Source organism: Algibacter sp. L4_22 (genome assembly GCF_023473045.1).
Lineage (GTDB): Bacteria > Bacteroidota > Bacteroidia > Flavobacteriales > Flavobacteriaceae > Algibacter.
This window is the reverse complement of record NZ_JAMCOK010000009.1, coordinates 1-21565: the sequence shown is the minus strand read 5'-3', so window position 1 is coordinate 21565 and position 21565 is coordinate 1. Positions and strand designations below refer to the sequence as shown.

Sequence of the window (21565 nt, the reverse complement as noted above, 5' to 3'; positions counted from 1 at the left end):
CTTAAAACAACACAATACATATTGTTTTATATAGTATTAAAAACATTAACACTTTCACATTTTTAACTAATAGCGTTTTTCAATATAAATTTATCACTAATTTCACTAATTACCTGCATTATCATAGGGTATTTCATCAATAAAACAGCATTATAACTTTACATTACATAAGCTTCCGCACCAATAAAAACTTTCGTAATTTTGCTAGCTTATAAGTTTCACTTAGTAACAAAAAATTAAGACATGAGTAAAATTATGACCGTCGACATTTTGTCGAGTATTAAAGGTGCGCAACCCTCCGAGGCTGTCAACAAATTATTTGATGTGATTAAAAATGCACAGCCAACAAATAATAACACCTTTAATAATAATCATAATAATAGCGTGTTGGTAAGCGATTTAAGAGACGATGTGGTTATTGAAAGTTCAGCACTCGAAAAGCAAATCATTATCGAAAACTTTCCGAAGGAAAAAAACGGATATTTAGTAGTTTCTAAAGTGATAGAAGAATAAATATGGATTCTCAAATACATAAAATTCACCAACAATTGGTGGATAAAAAGATAACTTGTACAGCATTAGTACAAGACAAATTATCCCAATTAAAACAGAACACACATAACACGGTTAATGCCTTGTTGGATACTATAGCGCTAGATTTAGCTTCTAAAGTAGATGTTAAAATTGCCAACGGAGAAACCATTGGTTTGCTCGAAGGTATTCCATTTGGAATTAAGGATGTTTATATGGTTCAAGGAACGTTAGCAACAGCGAGTTCTAACCTTTTAAAAAACTACAAATCGGCATACACAGCAACAGCCATTCAAAATTTATTGAATGCAGGAGCTATCCCTTTAGTAAAAGAAAATTGCGATAGTTTTGGTCATGGGTCCTCTAGTGAAAATACCATTTTTGGCGCTGTAAAAAACGCCATAAACCCAGATTTAGTAAGTGGTGGCTCTAGTGGTGGTTCTGCAGTAAATGTGGCTAAAGATTACACCGTTTTTTCAATTGGAGGAGATACCGGAGGTTCTGTTCGCCAGCCCGCAGGTTACAATAATATATATGGTTTAAAACCAAGTTACGGCCGCATTTCACGCTACGGTTTAATGGCCTACGCATCGTCTACCGATTGTGTTGGACCCATTGCAAAATCCATCGAAGATATCCGTATTGTGCTAAACGTAATGAGTGGTAAAGATATTAAAGATCAAACCTCTTACGCTTCCGCGGAAATAACTCAGGCTCAAATTTTAAATTCCGAAGGCATTAAAACCGTAGGATATTTTAAAAACTTTATTGAAAGCAAAGCGATTGACCCTAAAATAAAAGCTGATTTTTTACAAGCTATTGAAAAAATAAAAGCCAAAGGCATTGAAGTGAAAGCTTTAGATTTCTTTGAATCTGAAACATTAGTTTCAACATACTATACGCTAGCCATGGCAGAAACGGCATCCAACCTTTCTAGGTTAGATGGTACAAATTATGGTAATCGTATTGAAGGAGATTCTTTAAAAGAAACGTATTCGGTAACACGTTCTGAAAATTTTTCTGAAGAAACAAAACGTCGTATAGTTGGTGGAAACCAAGTATTATCACAAGGGTTTTCAGACGAAATTTATTTGAAAGGTCTAGCCTTACGCGACACTATTTCTACTAATTTTGAAAACGATTTTAAGGATGTCGATATCATTCTTTCTCCTGTTACACCAAATACGCCACCAAAAATTGGTGATAGTTTAAAGGATCCGCACGCCATGTATTTATCCGATGCTTACACCGTAGGTTTTAGTTTAGGTCAATTACCGACTTTAACAGTTCCTCAAGGCACAGCAACAGGTTTACAAATTACGGCAGCAAAACATAATGACGAACTCGTTTTGAAGTTTGCTAACTTCTTAAAAGACACGATATAATGGAACTAGAGCAATTAAACGAGCTTCTTAAAAAGCACGAATTAGAGTTAGTAATCGGACTAGAAACTCATGTACGATTAAATACAAAATCAAAATTATTTTGTTCTTGTCCTAATGAAGAAATCGATACTCCTAATCAAAATATTTGTTCCGTATGCACAGGGCAAATGGGCGTTTTACCTTCTATAAATAAAGAAGCAATTACAAAAGCAATTTACTTTGGGAAAGCTGTAAAATCTTCGTTTGAAAACGAAGTGATTTCTTGGGATAGAAAACATTACGAATATCCAGACAACCCGAAAAACATACAAATCACACAGTTTCATAACCCTGTAATTCCTGACGGACAAGTATCATGCTTTAGAAATGATGGTTCGCAATTTACAGTGAATTTAACGCAAGTTCATATTGAGGAAGATGCTGCAAAACTAGTACACGAGAAGAAAATTTCGTTAGTAGATTTCAATAAAGCTGGTGTACCTCTTATTGAAATTGTTACAGAACCTTGCATTCGCCATATTGAAGATGCATCAACCTATGCGCAGTACATACAACGTATTGTTCAGAATTTAAAAATAAGTGAAGCTAACCTTGAAAAAGGGGAATTTAAATCGGATGTTTCTGTATCACTTCGTGAAAAACAGAGTTACGCATTAAACCCAAGAACAGAGATTAAAAACTTGAACTCGTTTAAGTTTATGGTCGATGCTTTAAAGGAAGAAATTGAAAAACAGCTTAACTATTATATAGAAAATAAAGCATTTAGACCCGACCAAACTACCGTGCTTTGGGATGCCGATTTAAAGCAAACCAAAACCATGCGTAAAAAGGAATTCGAGGCGGATTACCGTTTTATCTCGGAGCCCGATTTACCTTTTGTAAGCATAAAAAATGTAGTAGAATCTATCGATGTAGATTTAAGCACATTACCTTTTGCTGTAGAATCTATTTTGATAAAAGGAGGTGTTTTGCCGCAAGATGCTAAGTTTTTTACAGCCGATTCTTTACGTTCGGAAACTTTTGTTGCCATTAATAATGAATTGAAAGATCCATCGTTCGTTGCAAAAACGTTAACTAATAATGTTAAAGCTGAAGATTATACAAGTATTGAAAATATTTCAGACTTTATAGAGATCTTCGGTTTATTCAAAAATGATAAAATAACATCTGTATTAGCTCAAAACGCTATTAAGTCGTTGTTAGAAAATTCAAAATTCGACTATAAAACTTATTTTGAAACCAATACCATTTCCGAAGAAAAAATCCATGATGCCATTGCAAAAGTAATTTCAGAAAATGAAGCTGTTGCCAATGATATTAAATCTGGAAATCAAGGAAAAGCCGGTATTTTAGTTGGAAAAGTTATTGCTATTATTGGTAAAGGTGCTTCTGGAAAAGTAATTCGCGAAGGTATTTTAAGTCAAGTTCAAGATTCTGGAGAAACAGCTCTAGAACAAACAAGAACAAATAGCGAGCAACCAACTACCAATACTCCACAGCCAATAACCAAACAAGAAGAGGTTTTACCAGAAATCCCTTTAATTATAAAAGACGAATACCGAACACATGTAATTTCGGATGTTTCTGAAGAAAACATTTCGGAAAAAGTAACCTTTTCTGGATGGGTTTCTAGTGTTCGTGATCATGGCGAATTAATGTTTATTGATTTACGCGATTCAAGTACACAAATTTTTCAAGTACGTTTAAGCCGTGAATCTTTTGCGAATTTAGATGAATTAGTAAAACTAAAACCCGAGTCGGTAATTACCGTTACAGGTACTATTGTTCAACGTAAAGAAGATGATTATAATGCGTCTTTAAAAACAGGAACTATAGAATTAGAAGCGACAGATCTAGATATTTTAAACTTATCTAAAACGCTTCCTTTTGAAATAAAAAGAGCAACAAAAACCAATGAAAACGTTCGTTTTCAATATAAATATTTAGATCACAGAAACGATGATGTTCGTCGTGTAATCGTTAATCGCCATAAAGTGATTAAGATGATGCGTGACGTTTTAGACGATCAAGATTTCTTAGAAATTGAAACGCCTATTTTAAGTGCCGGAACCGATGAAGGTGCCCGTGAATTTATTGTACCAACTCGTAAACAAGCTGGTTTATTTTACACACTTCCACAGGCTCCTCAGCAGTTCAAGCAAATGCTAATGGTTAGTGGCTACGAAAAATATTTTCAAATTGCACGTTGTTTTAGAGACGAAGATTCTCGTGGTGATCGCCAACCAGAATTTACGCAACTCGATATTGAAATGGCGTATGCTAGCATGCAACAAATTATCGATTTAAACACGAATATGTTTAACGCTATCGTGAAGAAAATTTACGGTAAAAAATGGATTTTAAAACCATTTGAAGTAATTACATATAAAGAAGCAATGGATTTTTACGGTTGCGACCGTCCTGATTTACGCTTCGGGTTGAAATTACAAGACATTACAGATATTGTAAAAGATACAAGCTTCCAAGTATTTAGTAAACCTATTGATGAAGGAGGTATTGTGAAATGCATAAAAGTTTCGGCTGAAGAACAGGGTAAAAAACGTTTGTCTAAAGGCCAAATTGAAAAACTTACTAGTATTGCTCAACAGCATGGCTTAGGTGGATTGGCTTATATTATTGTAAATGAAAATGATTTACAATCACCAATAATTAAATTTTTAGGTGAAGATATTGCCGCTGGAATTATAAAAAAGACAAATGCACAAGTTGGAGATATTGTGTTTTTCTCGGCTGCAGATTATGCTACAGCTAATAAAGCTTTAGATGCGGTAAGACAAGAATTGGGAAGCATGTTACGCTTAATCAACCCGAAAGAATTACGACCTGCTTGGGTTGTAGATTTCCCAATGTTTGAAAAAACAGATGAAGGGCGTTGGACGTTTACACACAACCCATTCTCCATGCCTGCGATTTACGATATAGACAAGCACATGAATGGTAATGAAGATGAAATAGGAAGTATTATTGCGCAACAATACGATTTAATATTAAACGGTTACGAAATTGGCGGTGGCTCTGTGCGTGCGCACAAACCAGAAATTTTGGAAGCTACCTATAAAAATATGGGTTACAATAAAGCCGAAATGATGAAAAGTGTTGGAACCATGTATAAAGCGTTCCATTATGGTGCTCCACCACACGGCGGGATTGCTTGGGGTGTAGATCGATTAATGATGATTTTAGAGAAAAAAGCGTCGATTAGAGAAGTGATGGCTTTCCCAAAAACGGGAACTAGTGAAGATTTACTTTTTGGTGCACCTTCTTTATTATCTGATAAAAAAGTTGAAGAAATGAATGTTAAAGTGATGCGTAAGTAAACTTTAATTTTCTTTTAAAATAAATCTAAAAGCTTCAGTTAACTCTGGAGCTTTTTTTATTTAAAATTCATATAAAACCTATTTACTTTCATTATTTTCCGACATATAATGCAAACGTTTCAAACTTCTTTTAAGTAAAGAAAACCGATAAATCCCTATCACAAAAAACAATGCACTAAAAACTAAACCTATAATAGTAAGATATCTAAAGTTTGGAAATTCTTTTATTTCGTACATAGCAAGACTTCCTAAAAGCAAATAAAGGGACGAGCGAATGTAGGATAACAAGGTACGCTCGTTTGCTAAGCGTGTACGCTCGATAGCAAGGTAATCTCTTAAAATAATTTGTTCGTCTGGTTTAAAATCACGCCCGAAATGTAAAAGTTTCATTTTATCAATTTAAATATAAAAGTACATTTTTTTAGTAAGAAAAGGGATTTACGATAAAATTTCAACTAAAAAAATATTAAAAATTCTGTAAACTTTAACTTTACAAACCGACTTTACATTAATATAAGCGCTTTTAAGCTTAACTTTAAACCATTAAAAATAATAGAATCTTCAATTATGAAAAAAACAACTTTATTAACAACAATCACATTTGCATTCTTAATGCTTTTATCTACAGGCGTAAATGCTCAAAAATTCAGTAAATTAGACAAAAGCCCAATGGATGCTGCTGCCTTTCCAACATCTTACAAAGATGCCAACAAGCTAATTAAAATAGTTTACAGTCGTCCGCAATTAAAAGATAGAGAACTAAGTGCACTTGCTCCAAATGGAGAAGTATGGCGTACTGGAGCTAACGAAGCTGCAGAACTTACATTATTTACAGACATGAAATTTGGTGATACTACTATTAAAACTGGAACTTATACATTTTACTTAATTCCGAATGAAAAGGAATGGACTGCTATTATCAGTAAAGATTTAAATGTTTGGGGTTCTTACTTTTATAAGGAAGAAAACGATGTTGCAAGATTATCTGTACCAGTAACAACTGGAGATAGCTTAGATGCTTTTTCTATCGTTTTTGATGAAGCTGATGGTGCAATAAACATGCATTTAGGTTGGGGAACTGCTAGAGTTGCTGTGCCCTTCGTTAAATAAAACGGAATTTTATTAAAAATAAAAAATCCCGTAAACATAAGTTTACGGGATTTTTTTATAGCAGCACTTAAGCTTGTGTTAAACGAAATAATGTGTAGTTAAAATTTATTACCTTTGTGTAAATTATGAAAAAAGTATCCCATAAAATAATGTCTTTCGTGATGACTATTGTAGTGTTATGCTCTACCATGTCTTTCACAATGAACATGCATTATTGTGGAGATTCTTTAGTAGAGACTGCTCTGTTTCATAAAGCAAAAGGTTGCGGCATGGATATGCAAAAACCTGCAACCAAAGATTGTAAGATTACAGAAAAGAATTGTTGTAGCGATAAACAATTAGTTGTTGATGGTCAAGACGAGTTACAGCTACAAGTAGATGCTATTTCTTTTGAACAACAACTTTTTATAGCTTCATTTGTTTACACGTATACCAACCTTTTTGAAGGTTCAGACCATACTGATTCAACCTTAGAAGCCTACAAACCACCACTCGTTAACAAGCAACTCTTTAAGCTTGACGAGACTTATTTAATCTGATTTTTAAAACAATAGACTGTATTATCCAATGATTCACTTCATTTGGATGATGTCGCTGTATTCGGTGTTTTTCTAACATCACTTTTTAATTGTTTTAAATATCAGGCTTTATGCTAAATAAGATTATTAAATATTTAATAGAACATAAAATCGTATCGGTTTTATTATTGGTCCTTTTTATTGGATGGGGAACTGTAAACGCTCCTTTTAATTGGGATACTGGCTTTTTACCAAGTAATCCCGTAGCTGTAGATGCCATTCCAGATATTGGCGAAAATCAACAAATTGTATTTACAAAGTGGGATGGTCGGTCTCCACAAGATATTGAAGACCAAATTACCTATCCTTTAACAACCACTTTACTCGGTATTCCTGGAGTCAAAACCATTCGTAGTTCTTCGATGTTTGGCTTCTCCAGTATTTATATCATTTTTGAAGAAGACATTGAATTTTACTGGAGCAGAAGCCGAATTTTAGAAAAACTTAACTCCTTACCGAGTAATCTATTACCAGAAGGAATAAATCCTGCTTTAGGACCAGATGCTACAGGTTTAGGACAGATTTATTGGTACACTTTAGAAGGTAGAGATAAAGACGGAAACGTAACTGGTGGTTGGGATTTACAAGAATTACGAAGCATACAAGATTACTATGTAAAATATGGTTTGTCTTCTGCAAGTGGGGTTTCAGAAGTGGCTTCTATTGGTGGGTATGTGCAAGAATATCAAATTGATGTGAACCCAGAATTAATGCGTCAATACAATATTGGGTTAAACCAAGTTGTAAAAGCAGTTAAGGACAGTAATAAAGATATTGGAGCACAGACTTTAGAAATTAATAAAGTTGAATATTTAGTTCGTGGTTTAGGCTATGTAAAATCTATTGAAGATATAGAAAATGCAGTCGTAACTTCTAAAGATTTTACGGCTATTAAAATTAAAGACATTGCTAAAGTTTCTTTAGGACCTGCCGCTAGACGCGGGATATTAGACAAAGAAGGAGCAGAAGTTGTTGGTGGTGTTGTAGTGGCAAGATATGGCGCAAACCCAATGGAAGTGATTACGAATGTAAAAGCCCAAATAGAAGAATTAAAAGGTGGTTTACCTTCTAAAGTTTTAGCAGACGGACGTACATCGCAATTAACAATCGTGCCTTTTTATGATCGTTCTGAACTGATTGTAGAAACCTTAGACACGCTTAGTGAAGCTTTAACCTTAGAAATATTAATTACTATTTTGGTGATTATTGTAATGGTCTTTAATTTAAGAGCTTCTCTTTTAATTTCTGGCTTATTACCTGTGGCTATTTTAATGGTATTTGTGACCATGAAACTCTTTAATGTGGATGCCAATATTGTGGCATTATCTGGTATTGCCATCGCTATTGGAACCATGGTTGATGTTGGCGTCATACTCGCCGAAAATATGATTCGCCATCTCGATGAGGAAAGTGAAAAGTGGAAAGTGAAGAGTGAAAAGGTAAAAGAGGAAGGTAAAAATGAAAGCGATAATGTTATTCCGACAGAGCAAGGCAAGAGCGACGAAGCATCTCATAACAACAAACTATCCATAAACGAAGTTATTTACAATGCTACAGCAGAAGTTTCTGGCGCTATTTTAACAGCGGTTTTAACCACTATTATCAGTTTTGTGCCTGTATTCACAATGATTGGTGCAGAAGGTAAATTGTTTAGACCTTTAGCGTTTACAAAAACAATGGCATTATCAGCTTCTTTAGTGATTGCTTTGTTTATCATTCCTCCATTTGCTGCTTTTTTATTCCGTAAAACAACCCTAAAAAACGCATTTAAATACATTGTAAGTGGTGCTTTATTTCTTGCAGGAATTGTAATTGTGATCAGCGGATTTTGGTTAGGAACTATTTTAATCGCCTTCGGAATTTTGTATTTATGGAGTTTGTATTTTAATAAAACTGAAATTAAATTTTCCTTTTTCACTTTTCATTTTTCGCTTTCTAAAAACTTTGTAAATATCATTATCTCATCAATTGCCATTGTATTTCTATTGGCAGAATATTGGAGACCTTTAGGTTTTAATCGCAGCATCTTTATCAACCTTATTTTTGTGTCTATTATTTGCTTCGGAATTTTAGGAATATTCTCTGTTTTGAGAAAATATTACGGCCGAATATTACAATGGGCTTTGGCGAACAAAATGTTGTTTTTAGTGATTCCGATAATGGTTCTTATTTCTGGAATATACATTATGAAAAACACAGGAAAAGAGTTTATGCCTTCTTTAAATGAAGGTTCTTTTCTACTCATGCCTACTTCTCTTCCGCATGCTGGAGTTGAAGAAAATAAACGTGTGTTGCAGCAATTGGATATGGCGGTTGCGACCATTCCAGAAATTGAAACAGTGGTTGGAAAAGCGGGTAGAACAGAATCGCCTTTAGATCCTGCGCCTTTATCGATGTACGAAAACATGATTCAGTATAAACCGGAATATATGCGTAATTCCGAAGGAAAAAGACAACGTTATAGAGTAAATGCTGATGGTTTGTTTGAGTTAAAAACGAATGTCATTCCGACAGAGCGAGGAACGAGCGACGAGGAATCTCATAATCCTGCTAATAATAACAAAACAAAACGTTTTATTACTTCAGGAACATCCGTTGAAAGCTCTCAATTAATAGAAGACAACGACGGAGAATTCTTTAGAAACTGGCGACCAGAAATTAAAAATCCAGATGATATTTGGAAAGAAATTATTAAAGTTACCAAATTACCAGGTGTTACTTCTGCCCCAAAATTACAACCTATAGAAACCAGATTGGTGATGCTACAAACAGGTATGCGAGCGCCCATGGGAATTAAAGTAAAAGGACAAGATTTAAAACAAATTGAAGCTTTTGGGTTGCAATTAGAAAGTCTTTTAAAACAAGCTGAAGGTGTTAAAGTAGAAGCTGTTTTTGCGGATAGAATTGTTGGTAAGCCTTATTTATTAATCGATATTGATAGGGAAAAAATAGCACGTTATGGCATTTCTATAGAGGATGTACAAAGTGTGCTAAAAGTTGCCATTGGTGGTATGGCTTTAACTCAAACGGTTGAAGGTAGAGAACGCTATGGAGTTCGTGTACGTTACCCAAGAGAATTACGTGGCAATCCAGAAGATATCAAAGACATTTATATTCCTGTAGAAAAAGGGAATCCTGTGCCATTAAGTGAATTAGCAACTATTAAATATGAACAAGGTCCGCAAGTGATTAAAAGTGAAGATACTTTTTTAGTGGGTTATGTTTTGTTTGATAAAATAGATGGTTTTGCAGAAGTAGATGTGGTAGAAAATGCGCAAGCTTTATTTCAACAAAAAATAGATTCCGGAGAATTAACGGTTCCTAAAGGCATCAGTTATAAATTTACGGGTACTTATGAGAACCAATTGCGAGCAGAAAAAACACTAGCAGTTGTGGTGCCTTTAGCATTGGCTATTATTTTCTTGATACTGTATTTTCAGTTTAAATCGGTAACCACATCGTTAATGGTATTTACCGGAATTGCAGTAGCATTTGCAGGTGGTTTTATTATGATTTGGTTATACGGACAAGATTGGTTTTTCAATTTTAGCTTCTTTGGCGAGAATATGCGAGATCTTTTCAATATGAAAACTATCAATTTAAGTGTGGCTGTTTGGGTTGGTTTTATTGCCTTATTTGGTATTGCAACAGACGACGGCGTTGTCATGGCAACTTACTTAACTCAGACTTTTGATCGTGAAAAACCATCAGATAAAATGAGCATTCGAGTTGCTGCTTTAGAAGCAGCTAAGAAACGTATTCGTCCGTGTTTAATGACAACAGTAACTACTATTTTGGCATTATTACCCGTTTTAACATCCACAGGAAAAGGAAGCGATATTATGATTCCGATGGCGATTCCAATCTTTGGAGGAATGGTAATTGACATTACCTCCTACTTTATCGTTCCGGTTTTATATAGTTGGAGAGAGGAAATTAAGTTGAAAAGATTAGGGAGAAAAGAGCTTAGAAAATAGATATAAAAATATACAATGAAAAACTATAAAAATCATATCGTACAGAAAACAGTCTTGTTTCTTTGTTTTTGCTTCTTGAGTCTTTTTACAAGTGCACAAGAGCTAGAAAACTACATTAACGTGGCTTTAGAAAACAACCCTGAAATTCAAAAATTCGAGTTGCAATATAGCATTGCTTCCGAAAAAGTGAATGAAGTAAACACCTTGCCTAACACAGAATTTGCTGTTGGTTATTTTATAAGTGAACCAGAAACCCGAACTGGAGCACAGCGTTTTAAGGTATCTGCTAAACAAATGTTGCCTTGGTTTGGTAATATTTCAGCTAGAGAAAATTATGTAAATGCATTGGCAGATGCAAAATATGAAGACATTGTTATTGCTAAAAGAAAATTGATGGCTTCGGTTTCGCAATCCTATTACAATCTGTATGCTAATAAAGCAAAACAAACTGTTTTAGTTAAAAATATAAAACTATTAGATACCTATGAAACATTAGCGTTAACTTCTGTTGAAGTTGGCAAAGCATCTGCTGTAGATGTCTTGCGTTTACAAATGAGACAGAATGAAATGCAACAATTATTAGAAGTATTAGGCCAACAATTTCTTGCAGAACAAACAAATTTTAACAAGCTTTTAAATCGTGATAAAGAGATTGCGGTTTCCATAGTAAATGAATTGAATTTACCTTCGGAAGATTTTGAAATAAACACTAAAAACTTAGCATTACATCCTGAATTGTTAAAATATGATAAACTGTATCAATCTGTAGAAAAATCAGAATTATTAAATCAAAAAGAAAGCAGTCCTTTAATTGGTTTTGGATTAGATTATATCAATGTTGATAAAAGACCAGACATGAGTTTTATTGATAACGGAAAGGATATTGTAATGCCAATGCTTTCGGTTTCTATTCCAATTTTTAATAAGAAATATAAATCACAAACCAAACAAAACGAGTTGCAGCAACAAGAGATTGAAGCGCAAAAACAAGACCGCTTAAACAGCTTAGAAACGCTTTTAGACAAGGCTGTAAACGACCGAGTTTCTGCAAGAATTAGTTATAATACGCAAGTTAAAAATCTACAACAAGCCAAAGATGCAGAAGACATTTTAATTAGAAGTTATGAAACAGGAACGATTGATTTTAATGATGTTTTAGATATTCAGGAATTGCAATTAAAGTTTCAAATTAATCTAATTGACTCGGTGAAATCTTATTACGTTCAATCTACAATTATTAACTATTTAATAACAAAATAATATGAAAGCTAATATAATATTACTCTTTTTAATAGCTTTAACAACAGGTGTTTTTGCACAAAAAGAATTGACGCACGAGAGGAATATAAATCATCTTCCTGTTAGAGAGCACACAATTACATTACGTAAAGCTACTGTTAATAAAGCAGGAAAAGAAGTTATGGGAATGACCGTAAACGGGACAATCCCAGGTCCTACTTTAGAGTTTACGGAAGGCGAATATGCTGTTATCTATGTAAAAAACGAAATGGATGTAGAAACTTCTGTGCATTGGCATGGACTTCTATTACCTAATTTTTACGATGGCGTTCCTTATTTAACAACACCCCCAATTGAGCCTGGACATACACAGAAGTATGAGTTTCCTATAAAACAATCTGGAACTTATTGGTACCATTCTCACACCATGTTACAAGAACAAAGTGGTGTATTTGGTTCTATTGTAATAAAATCCAAAGTACAGACTTTAGATTATGATAAAGAATTAGTCTTAATGTTGTCTGACTGGACCAATGAAAAACCAGTGAATGTGCTTCGTAATTTAAAACGAGGAAATGAGTGGTACAATATTAAAAAAGGAACAGCTACACCCTTAAATAAGGTTATTGCTCGTGGCGCTTTTGGAGCACAATTAAATTTTTGGAGACAACGAATGGAAGGTGCAGATATAGCCGATATATATTATCCTGCATTTCTTATCAATGGAGAACAAAGTATCGAGTATCCAGAATTTAAAGCTGGAGAAAAAGTACGATTGAGAATCATTGATGGAGGTGCTTCTACATCTTTTTGGATGACTTTTGGTGGTGAGGAACCATTGTTAATTTCTGCTGATGGTCTAGATGTTGTTCCTGTTAAAAAGAACAAAACTTTTATCGCAATTGCTGAAGCGTACGATTTTATTGTTAAGATTCCCAAAGAAGGGAAAATAGAATTTAAAATTACGGCACAAGACGGTTCTGGCACTGCTTCTGCTTTTATAGGAAACGGAAAAGTGTTACCTGCCATGAATATTCCAAAACCAGATAAGATTGGAATGATGCAAAAAATGGCGAAAATGGATATGAAAATGGGAGCGCACGCTTTAAAGTTTCAACCTAAAAAAGATGAGCGTTTTAAAATAAAGGAGGAATACGGAATGCAGATGAAGAATATGCAAGGTATGGATATGAATCATTCTGAAAAGAAAGAGGATTCTATGGCAAGCATGAATACTTCTAAAATGGATGGAATCAATATGAAGAGTGAAACTATACAAATGGATCATTCTAAAATGAAGGAAATGAACATGAAGAGTGATGGTTCCACGCAAGGAATGGAAGGCATGGATATGTTTTCTGAGTATAGTTACGATTACTTAAAATCACCAGAAAAAACAACGTATGACACTTCTGTACCTGTCAATGATATCTTGTTAAACCTTACAGGAAATATGAATCGCTATATATGGAGTATGAATGGCGTACCACTTTCTGAAGCGGATAATATTAAAATAAAAGCCAACCAAGTAACTAGAATTACTTTTAATAATTTAACCATGATGCATCATCCGATGCATTTACATGGTCACTTCTTTAGAGTACTGAATAAAAATGGAGCGTATTCACCTTTAAAGCATACAGTCAATGTTCCACCAATGCAAAAAGTAACCTTAGAGTTTTATGGAAATAAGGGAGATGAAAATGGAGACTGGTTTTTTCATTGTCATATTTTATATCATATGATGGGTGGTATGGCACGAGTCGTATCATATGATACACCAAGAGACCCAAGAATGGATGAATTCCCAGCTTCTAAAATTATTGCAGAAACAGATAAATGGTATTCTTGGGGAATGGTAGATGTTGCCTCACATACAACAGGTTTTAATCTCGTTACTTCAAATATTAGAAATCAGTTTAATGCTTCTTTTGAATATGGCTGGAACAAAAACATAGAAGGAGAATTTACCTATGAGCGCTATTTACATGATTATCTAAGAGTCTTTGGGGGTGTTAATATAGAAAATGAAACACCAGAAAGTTTGGGTGATTTTAAAACAACCGCAGTAGTTGGTATTCGGTATTTAACACCTTACTTATTCAACCTTGATGCCCGTATTGATAATGAATTAAGACCCAGAATTGGCTTAGGAAGAAGTATAATGCTATTCCCTAAATTATCTGTTTTTGGCTATTATGAATATCAGATAGATTTAGGTATCGTAAATGATTTACCTATAAATAAAGACTTTACTTCAGAAACTGTATGGAGTGCAGGAGCAGAATATATGCTTTCTAGAAACGTATCACTAATGGCAAGTTACGATAACCGTTATGGTGCTGGAGGTGGTTTATCTGTAAGTTTTTAACATAGAAAAACAATTAATAATAACATTTAAATAAATAAAAAATGAAACATTTAAAATTAACAACAATTTTGGCAATGGCCATTTTAAGCTTAATAGTAATGTCTTGCAAAGACGGTAAGAAAGAGCAGGCTAAAACAGAAAAGCATTCAGAAATGAATCATGACGCGAATGATGGTCATCACGATAGTGAAAAGAAAGGAATGGTGATGAGTAGTGATCAAAATGGGAATTCAGAAATGGTACTAAAAGGTTACTTCAATCTAAAAGATGCTTTAGTGGCAGATGATAATGCAAAAGCAAAAGAATTAGGAGCAACATTAGTAAAAAGTCTAAAAGGTTTAGATATTTCTAAATACACAGATGCAGAACAAGAAGAATTAAATGAAATTATTGAAGATGCTGCGGAACATGCAGAACATATTTCTGAAAGCCCAATGGCACACCAAAGAGAACATTTTAAAGTATTAAGTAAAGATGTTACAGATATGGTTACTATTACAGGAACAACAAACACTTTATATGAGCAATTTTGCCCAATGTACGATAAAGGTTCTGCTTGGTTAAGTATGAGTAAAGACATTAAAAACCCTTACTACGGAAGCAAAATGTTGAAATGTGGAAAATTGCAAAAAGAGATTAACTAAATGAAAATTGTTAAAATCATAGCAATTATTGTATTGGTCGTTTTTGTGGGTATACAATTTATATCCACAGAACGTAACCAAAGTAACGTTGTACCAATAACCGATTTTATGCTGGTTAATAATGTGCCTAATGTTCTTAAAAGTAAGTTGCAAATATCTTGTTATGATTGTCATAGTAACAATACGGCATATCCTTGGTACAATAAAATACAACCTATTGCTTGGTTTTTAGAAGATCATGTTAAAGAAGGAAAGTCAGAGTTAAACTTTAGTGAATGGGATGTTTTATCAAACCGAAGAAAAGGAAGTAAATTACGATCAATAATCAAACAAATAGAAAGTGATAAAATGCCTTTAGAATCGTATACTTTGATTCATAAAAAAGCAAAATTTTCAGAAGAAGATAAAACGACCATCGTTAAATGGATAACTAAATTAAAGGACAGTCTCTAAAAATGAAAGAAACTATTTATATAAAAAATATGGTATGTAATCGTTGTATCTCTTCAGTTTTATCCATTTTTATTGCTGAAAATTATACGGTTGAATCTGTAGAATTAGGTAAAGTAATGGCCATAAAAGGAATAAATAGTAATCGCCAAGATTTAAATAATGCACTCATAAATATCGGTTTTGAAATTATTAAAAACGAAACAGAAACTTTGGTAGAACAAATAAAAGTAATGCTTATTCATAAAATTGAATTAGCAAAAACTGACGATTTATTTAAAACTTTAGGAAAAAAATTTAATAAAACGGAAACGGCTATAAGCAAACTTTTTAGCAAGTCTGAAGGTATTACACTAGAAAAATATACCATCAACTTAAAAATTGAAAAAGTAAAAGAACTTATACAGCTAGGTCAATTAAATTTTTCTGAAATAGCATATACCTTAAATTATAAAACAAGCAGTCATTTGGCAAGACAATTTAAAGCAATTACAGGAATGTCCATGTCAGACTATAAAAATTTACAAGATTGGGATAGAAAATCTTTAGACCAAATTGTATAAATAAGAATCAGAATTGTGAAAACAAAACAAATAACATCTGTTTAATTTTGATGTATAAAAATCAGATAAAATGAAACATACATATCACATACACGGAATGACTTGTAACGGTTGTCGTGGACACGTTGAAAAAACACTTTCTAAAGTAAAAGGTGTTTCTAAAGTTGCAGTAGATTTAGACAAAGCAGAAGCGACTATAGAAATGGAATCTCATATTTCTTTGGAAACCTTTCAAGACGCATTAAAAAAGGATGGTGACAGGTATAGCATTCATAAATTAGGAGATCATAAACATACCGAGAAGGACATTTCCATTTCCGAAGAAACCGGAATGAAACACAGCTATCACATACACGGAATGACTTGTAATGGCTGTCGCGGTCATGTTGAAGACATCCTTTCAAAAGTAAAAGGTGTTATAAAAGCAACCGTAGATTTAGAAAAAGCAGAAGCTACCATAGAAATGGAATCTCATATTTCTATTGAAAAATTTCAAGAAGCGTTAAAAAAGGATGGTGACAGGTATCGTATTCATAAGTTAGAAGAGCATCATCATATTAAAGAGGTTAAAAAAGAGCTTCCAAAAGGAAAAGGAACCGGTGTATTTTATTGTCCGATGCATTGCGAAGACGATAAAACGTATGACAAAGCGGGAGATTGTCCTGTTTGTGGAATGGATTTAGTTGAAGAGCAAAATTTATCCATTAACACAGCAGAACAATGGACTTGCCCAATGCACCCGGAAATTGTAAAAGATGAAGCAGGTTCTTGTCCTATTTGCGGAATGGATTTAGTGCCAATGCAGCCAGATATTTCAGCGGAAGATAAAACCTACAAAAAGCTCTTAAAAAAGTTTTGGATTGCAGTGGCATTCACATTACCAATATTTTTTATTGCAATGAGTGAAATGATTCCGAACAATCCATTATACACTATTTTAGAGCAAAAACAATGGAATTGGATTCAGTTTGCATTGTCTATTCCTGTGGTTTTTTATGCCACTTGGATGTTTTTTGAACGTGCTTACAGAAGTATCAAAACTTGGAACCTGAATATGTTTACACTTATCGGAATTGGTGCAGGGATATCTTGGCTATTTTCGGTATTCGGTATGTTCTTTCCTGATGTTTTTCCTGCGCAATTTAAAACAGAATCAGGTGCTGTACATGTTTATTTTGAAGCAGCAACGGTTATTTTAACATTGGTGCTTTTAGGTCAATTATTAGAAGCGCGTGCGCATAGCAAAACAAATTCAGCAGTAAAAGAATTGCTAAAACTAGCGCCTAATAAGGCGATAAAAATAGTAGATGGAGAAGATGTAGCAGTCAGTATTGATAAAATTGAATTACACGATATTCTAAAAGTAAAACCAGGAGATAAAATTCCTGTAGATGGAATTATAACTGAAGGAAATACCACTATCGACGAATCTATGATTTCTGGAGAACCGATTCCTGTAGATCGCTCAGTAGGCGATAAAGTAAGTTGCGGAACCATTAATGGAAATCAAGTTTTTTTAATGAAAGCAGAGAAAATTGGTAGCGACACCCTACTCTCTCAAATTATTAAAATGGTAAATGATGCAAGTAGAAGTCGTGCACCCATTCAGAATTTAGCAGATAAAGTGTCTGGTTATTTTGTACCAGTTGTGGTTTTTATTTCTGTAATCACTTTTGGAGTTTGGGCTATTTGGGGACCAGAACCTGTTTATGTGTATGCATTTGTAAATGCTATTGCCGTATTAATTATTGCCTGTCCTTGTGCATTGGGTTTAGCAACGCCAATGTCTATAATGGTTGGTGTTGGTAAAGGCGCACAAAATGGTGTATTGGTTAAAAATGCAGAAGCACTAGAAAGAATGGCAAAAGTAGACACCTTAATTATTGATAAAACAGGAACTATTACCGAAGGAAAACCAACAGTAGAAAAAGCAGCTGCATTTAATAACGTTTTAAGTGATAAAGAAGTGCTGCAATATATTGTGTCTTTAAATTCTAATAGCGAGCATCCTTTAGCGGAAGCTACCGTAAAATATGGTAAAACCCAAAATACTGAAATTCTAAAATCGGAAGAATTTAGTGCCATTACAGGAAAAGGTGTTGAAGCCACTATTAGCAGTAAAAAAGTAGCCTTAGGAAACCCTAAAATGATGGTTTATGCCAATGCGGAAATCACTTTTAAAATGGAAGAAGAAGCTAAAACCTATCAAAAACAAGGTAAAACGGTTTCTTATTTATCAGTAGATAAAAAAGTTGTTGGTTATGTGGTTATTGGTGATAAAATAAAAGCAACAAGTGCAAAAGCAATTAAAGCGCTTCAAGATAGAGGTGTTGCAGTAATCATGCTTACTGGTGATAATTTCGATACGGCACAAGCAGTAGCGTCAGAACTTCATCTTGCCGATTTTAAAGCAAGTATGTTACCAGAAAACAAATTACAAGAAGTAACCAAATTACAAGAACAAGGAAAAGTAGTTGCGATGGCCGGAGACGGAATTAATGACGCACCAGCATTGGCAAAAAGTGATGTTGGTATAGCTATGGGAACAGGAACAGATGTAGCCATTGAAAGTGCAATGATTACTTTGGTTAAAGGTGATTTACATGGTATTGTAAAAGCACAACATTTAAGTGAAGCGGTTATGAAAAACATCAAACAAAACTTGTTTTTCGCCTTGTTTTATAACACTATTGGAATACCAATTGCAGCAGGTGTTTTGTTTCCATTTTTCGGTATTTTATTATCACCAATGATTGCAGCTTTAGCCATGAGTTTTAGTTCGGTTTCTGTAATTGCAAATGCCTTACGTTTAAAAAATATTAAAATATAAAATTATGAAAAAATATATCATTTATATAGCAGTGTTAGCTGTTGGTTTACTTTTAGGTTGGATGTTTTTTGGAGGAAACACTACATCTACAGAGACAGTGCACAAACATAATGAAGCTACAGAAACAAATCAAATGTGGACTTGCTCTATGCATCCTCAAATTATGCAACCAGAGGCTGGAGACTGCCCTATTTGCGGAATGGATTTAATTCCTGCTGCAAGCAGTGCAAAAGGATTATTAGCAGATCAATTTAAGCTTTCTAAAAACGCGATGGCTTTGGCCAATATTCAAACATCAATAGTAGGAGAAAGTATTTCCAATGAAAATTCAGGTTTTGTTTTATCAGGAAAAATTACCGAGAATGAGGATGAAACAGCAACAATGCCTGCCCATTTTAACGGTAGAGTTGAAAAACTGTTTGTAAATTCTTTAGGAGAACGTGTTGAAAAAGGACAAACAGTTGCTCAAATTTATTCACCAGCATTAATTGCAGCACAGCAAGAATTAATTACAGCTTATAAATTAAAAGCATCGCAACCACAATTGTATAATGCCGTTAAAAACAAGTTTAAAAATTGGATGATCCATGGTAAGCAATTAGAGGAGGTAGAACAAACCGGACAAGTAAAAAATAGTTTCACCATTTATTCGCATGTTTCTGGAGTAGTTACCGAAATCGCTATAAATGTAGGTTCTCATATTATGGACGGAAAACCGATATTTAAAGTATCTAATTTAAATACTGTTTGGGCAAATTTTGATGTATATGAAAATCAAATTAGTCAATTTAAAAAAGGTCAGGATATTGTGGTAACCACTAAGGCATATTCTAATAAAGAATTTAAAGGGAAGGTCGATTTTATTGATCCTATTTTAGATAGTAAAACAAGAACGGTAAAATTAAGAGTGGTATTGAATAATAAAAACGAACTTTTTAAACCAGGCATGTTTGTAGAAGGTAGAATTAACGGCGTTAGTTCTTCAAGTAAAGCACCGGTTTTATTAATTCCTGATTCAGCTGTTTTATGGACGGGAAAACGTTCTGTAGTGTACATAAAAACAAATCCAAATGAACCTGTTTTTCAAATGCAAGACATTACATTAGGACACCAATTTGGAGATAATTATCAGGTTTTAGAAGGTCTAAATAATGGAGATGTAATTGTCACCAATGGAACCTTTACTGTAGATGCGGCTGCCCAATTACAAGGCAAAAAATCTATGATGAATAAAAAAGGAGGCAAAGTAATGACGGGGCATGAAGGACATCTTGGAATGGAAATGACTCCTTCAGTAAAAACAGAACCTTTAGATAAAAATACAAGAATAAAAGTGCCTGAAGAATTTCAGAATCAATTAAAAGTAGTCTTTAATGATTATATAATATTGAAAAATGCTTTGGTAAAAGACGATCTAAACAGCTCCAAAGCTGAATCAAAACAAGTATTGAATGATTTAAACAAAGTAGATAAGACGTTATTAAAAAATAAAGAAATTTATAAGCATTGGGTATCAATTGAAAAAGAAATAAAAACAGTCGCTACTTCAATTTCAAACACCTATACAATTGAAGAACAAAGGAAATATTTTAAAAACCTTTCTTCACATTTAACAGAAGCAGTTGAAGTATTTGGAATAAACGAAAAAGTGTATCGTCAATTTTGCCCAATGGGAGATAATAACAAAGGTGCTTATTGGTTGAGTAAAGAAGAGAAAATAATCAATCCATATTTTGGAAGTAAAATGCTTACTTGCGGAGAAGTAAAACAAATAATAGACTAATTAATAATTTCATACAATAATAATAATCTTAAGTTTAGCCATTATAGCTACAATTAGTTTAGTAAGTTGTAAAACGATGATATAAAAACAACAGAAATAGTAAAAACACAAACTTCTAAACAAATGGCCAATGCAAATATTTATTTTTGAGTAAGAGAGAATTATGATATGTGTAAAAGAACAATCGAAAAAGCAGTAAATTAAATTATAAGGTGTCGAAAGTGTTGTTCAGAATGTTGATAAAAAGAAAATAGATATCTCTTTTGATGATACTGAAATAAATGCAATATCAATACATAACGCCATTATACCTTCTGGTTATGATACCGATAAAATTATAGGAAGTAAAAAAACATATCAAAACTTATCTACTTGTTATAAATATGATTAGGGAATGGTAATGAACTAACAGAAGTACAAATGCATCAGCAGAATATGTCAATGCAAAAATAAAAGTAATAAGAATGCAGTTCAGAGGGTTAACAAATATAAAGTTCTTCCTTTTTAGATTAACTAATATTTTACCTAGACCTAAATCTCACTACTATTTTGACCTAATCCCAACTTAGCTTGAAGTAAATAAAAAAAGCAATCAAAATATATAACCTAAGTTAGACTTTGTCTTAAAAAACTATAACTTACTCATATAAAGAGTCTTATAATTCAGTTTTTCATTTAAGTTTATAACAAAAAAAATCCTCAACAATTTCTTGTTGAGGATTAAAAAAGGCAACGACCTACTCTCCCACAAATGCAGTACCATCGG

At 33.4% G+C, this 21565-nt stretch carries 14 protein-coding genes; 13 read left to right on the top strand and 1 reads right to left on the bottom strand.

The genetic code is table 11. From position 1 onward, the window contains the following. The first annotated feature begins 243 nt into the window (after positions 1 to 243). Genes M4I23_RS18235 through gatB/aspS form a run of 3 tightly spaced genes read left to right on the top strand, consistent with a single transcriptional unit; the run spans position 244 to position 5254 of the window. Positions 244 to 513: a hypothetical protein gene (locus M4I23_RS18235; RefSeq protein ID WP_199269917.1), complete on the top strand. Its 270-nt coding sequence runs from the start codon at positions 244 to 246 to the stop codon at positions 511 to 513. 2 nt (positions 514 to 515) lie between these two features. After that, on the top strand, positions 516 to 1916 hold the full coding sequence (locus tag M4I23_RS18230; protein WP_249755348.1) for an amidase family protein: 1401 nt from the start codon (positions 516 to 518) through the stop codon (positions 1914 to 1916). Further along, complete coding sequence (gatB/aspS, locus tag M4I23_RS18225; RefSeq protein ID WP_249755347.1) at positions 1916 to 5254, top strand: bifunctional amidotransferase subunit GatB/aspartate--tRNA ligase AspS; 3339 nt, start codon at positions 1916 to 1918, stop codon at positions 5252 to 5254. The genes M4I23_RS18230 and gatB/aspS overlap by 1 nt, the downstream gene beginning before the upstream one ends. A 78-nt stretch (positions 5255 to 5332) precedes the next feature. On the opposite strand, the gene M4I23_RS18220 is transcribed toward gatB/aspS, so the two are convergent. After that, complete coding sequence (locus M4I23_RS18220; protein WP_158847351.1) at positions 5333 to 5644, bottom strand: DUF202 domain-containing protein; 312 nt, start codon at positions 5642 to 5644, stop codon at positions 5333 to 5335. Between the two features lie 177 nt (positions 5645 to 5821). Here M4I23_RS18220 and M4I23_RS18215 point away from each other — a divergent pair, with 177 nt between their 5' ends. The 10 genes from M4I23_RS18215 (at position 5822) to M4I23_RS18170 (ending at position 20799) form a co-directional block, all read left to right on the top strand. After that, positions 5822 to 6364 (top strand): DUF2911 domain-containing protein, encoded by a 543-nt coding sequence (locus tag M4I23_RS18215; protein ID WP_249755346.1) that lies wholly within the window; start codon positions 5822 to 5824, stop codon positions 6362 to 6364. Positions 6365 to 6489: 125 nt separating this feature from the next. After that, the gene (locus M4I23_RS18210; RefSeq protein WP_249755345.1) at positions 6490 to 6903 is read left to right on the top strand and encodes a hypothetical protein; all 414 of its coding nucleotides are present in this window, start codon (positions 6490 to 6492) and stop codon (positions 6901 to 6903) included. Positions 6904 to 7013: 110 nt separating this feature from the next. Then, positions 7014 to 10919 carry an efflux RND transporter permease subunit gene (locus M4I23_RS18205; protein ID WP_249755344.1) on the top strand — a complete coding sequence of 1302 codons (3906 nt, stop codon included), beginning with the start codon at positions 7014 to 7016 and terminating at the stop codon, positions 10917 to 10919. A 15-nt stretch (positions 10920 to 10934) separates the two neighbouring features. Next, a complete protein-coding gene (locus M4I23_RS18200) occupies positions 10935 to 12179 on the top strand; it encodes a TolC family protein (protein WP_249755343.1) in 1245 nt (414 codons plus the stop codon). Position 12180: 1 nt separating this feature from the next. Then, on the top strand, positions 12181 to 14529 hold the full coding sequence (locus tag M4I23_RS18195) for a multicopper oxidase domain-containing protein (protein WP_249755342.1): 2349 nt from the start codon (positions 12181 to 12183) through the stop codon (positions 14527 to 14529). A gap of 41 nt (positions 14530 to 14570) precedes the next feature. After that, positions 14571 to 15173 (top strand): DUF3347 domain-containing protein, encoded by a 603-nt coding sequence (locus M4I23_RS18190; RefSeq protein WP_249755341.1) that lies wholly within the window; start codon positions 14571 to 14573, stop codon positions 15171 to 15173. Beyond that, positions 15174 to 15626, top strand: a complete 453-nt coding sequence (locus tag M4I23_RS18185; RefSeq protein ID WP_158847339.1) for a heme-binding domain-containing protein — start codon at positions 15174 to 15176, stop codon at positions 15624 to 15626. 2 nt (positions 15627 to 15628) lie between these two features. Beyond that, entirely contained in the window at positions 15629 to 16186 is a 558-nt protein-coding gene (locus M4I23_RS18180; RefSeq protein ID WP_158847337.1) for an AraC family transcriptional regulator, read from the top strand. Positions 16187 to 16256: 70 nt separating this feature from the next. After that, positions 16257 to 19016 (top strand): heavy metal translocating P-type ATPase, encoded by a 2760-nt coding sequence (locus tag M4I23_RS18175; RefSeq protein ID WP_249755340.1) that lies wholly within the window; start codon positions 16257 to 16259, stop codon positions 19014 to 19016. Between the two features lie 4 nt (positions 19017 to 19020). Beyond that, the gene (locus M4I23_RS18170; protein WP_249755339.1) at positions 19021 to 20799 is read left to right on the top strand and encodes an efflux RND transporter periplasmic adaptor subunit; all 1779 of its coding nucleotides are present in this window, start codon (positions 19021 to 19023) and stop codon (positions 20797 to 20799) included. Positions 20800 to 21565: the final 766 nt, after the last annotated feature.